Origin of the sequence: Streptomyces sp. NPDC005899 (assembly GCF_040629645.1) — a bacterium.
Lineage (GTDB): Bacteria > Actinomycetota > Actinomycetes > Streptomycetales > Streptomycetaceae > Streptomyces.
In genome coordinates this window covers 1-1,607 of the sequence record NZ_JBEXWB010000659.1, presented here as the reverse complement: position 1 = coordinate 1,607, position 1,607 = coordinate 1, and the positions used below count along the sequence as shown (strand labels likewise).

The 1,607-nt window shown below is 77.7% G+C and carries 2 protein-coding genes; one reads left to right on the top strand and one right to left on the bottom strand.

Annotation, left to right across the window (positions count from 1 at the left end):
* Positions 1-188: 188 nt before the first annotated feature.
* Entirely contained in the window at positions 189-350 is a 162-nt protein-coding gene (locus ABZ371_RS32470; RefSeq protein ID WP_358686501.1) for a hypothetical protein, read from the bottom strand.
* A 320-nt stretch (positions 351-670) separates the two neighbouring features.
* Between ABZ371_RS32470 and ABZ371_RS32465 the strand changes: the two genes are divergently transcribed.
* On the top strand, positions 671-1,607 hold a 937-nt coding region (locus tag ABZ371_RS32465), incomplete at its 3' end, for a radical SAM protein (protein ID WP_358686498.1).

Genomic DNA, 1,607 nt, shown 5'->3' with positions numbered 1-1,607 from the left:
GGGGGGGGGGGGGGGGGGGGGGGGGCGGGGCGGCGGGGGGGGGGGGGGGGGGGGGCGACCCCCGCGGGGGCCGTACGGGGGGGGGGGGCGGACCCTACCCGCCGCCCCCCCCCCACGTCACCGGCCGGCCCGGCGCCACAGCGGGAGGTCCTGCCCCAGCCTCCGTGGCGCCGCCCCGATGTGTCCGGTCAGCTGCCGTCCATGACGACGCTGAGCACGCTGACACAGCTGCCCGGAGCCGCGATCTCGTGGGTGGCGGTCTCCTGGAGGTCCAGCACGGAGTGCGCCTCGACCTCGGGGGTCTCGGTCTCGTTGTTGTCGTCGGCCGCGGGCTTGGTGTTCTCGGACATGGTGGTCTCCGTCCACTCGTGACTGCGCTGGTCCCGGGGGCCCCGAGGTGCCGGGTTCCGGTCGGGCGGGCCGCTGCCTGCCGTTGCCGAGAAAGTTAGGGGGCGCCGCCTGGGAGACGCTTCGGCAGCGGTATGGCTCCGGTATCGGGCCAGTTGGGCGGGGCCGCGGGACCGCCGGCGCCGGCCGGGACGTGCCCGGACCGCCCCGGTGACCTGGGCCCATACCGGATCCGAAGCGGTCGTGGACCGCCGCCGAACCGTCCCGGCGCAGGCTGGGCACGCGCCCGACGCGCCCCGGCCATCGAAGGAGGCGGCCCCGCATGGAACTCGGCGAACTCGTCGGACGGCGGCCGTACCCCGCCGCCGGACTGCTGCTCGGCCTCACCCGGCGCTGCCCCCTGAGCTGCGCCCACTGCTCCACCGGTTCGGGCCCGGCCGTGCGGGAGCGGCCCGACGCCGGCGACCTGCTGCGCTTCGTGGGCTCGTTCACCCCGGACGACCGGCCCGACGTGGTGATGCTGACCGGTGGTGAACCGCTGCTGCTGCCCGGGCTCGTCGAGGAGCTGAGCGGGCTCGCCCGTCGCGCCGGGGCACGGACGGCGGTGCTGAGCGGCATGTTCTTCGCCCGTTCGCGGCGGATCCCGGCCCCGCTGATGCGGGCCGCCACCTCCGTCGACCACTTCTCGGCCAGCCTGGACGCCCACCACGAGCGGGAGGTCCCGCGGGCCGCCGTCTTCCGCGCCCTGCACCGCATCCGGGACGCGGGTGTCCCGGTGAGCTTCCACCTCACCGGGTCGGGAGCCGGCGACCCCTACCTCGCGGGCCTCACCCGGGACATCGAGGAGGAGTTCGGCGGCCGGGTGCCGTCGCTGGTCAACGAGGTGCGCCCGTTCGGCCGGGCGGCGGCCTGGGCGGCTCCCGCCCGTACCGCCCCCGGCGCGGGCGCGGTCTCCCCCTGCGCCATGGCCGCCTGGCCCGTGGTCGCCTTCGACGGCACGGTGCTGGCCTGCTGCAACCAGGACACCGTGGACACGCGGCCCGTCCCCGGGCACCTGCGCCTCGGGCACATCGCCACCGACGACTGGGCGTCGGTGCGCCGGCGTGCCCTGGAGTCGCCGGTGCTGCGCATGATCCGTACGGTCGGCCCGGCCCACCTCGCCGCCCGCTCCGGCGAACCGTCCCGCGGCGCCTCCTACTGCGAGGGCTGCCGGGCCCTGGGCGGCGCGGCCCGCGCGACGGCGGCGGAGGTGGCGACGG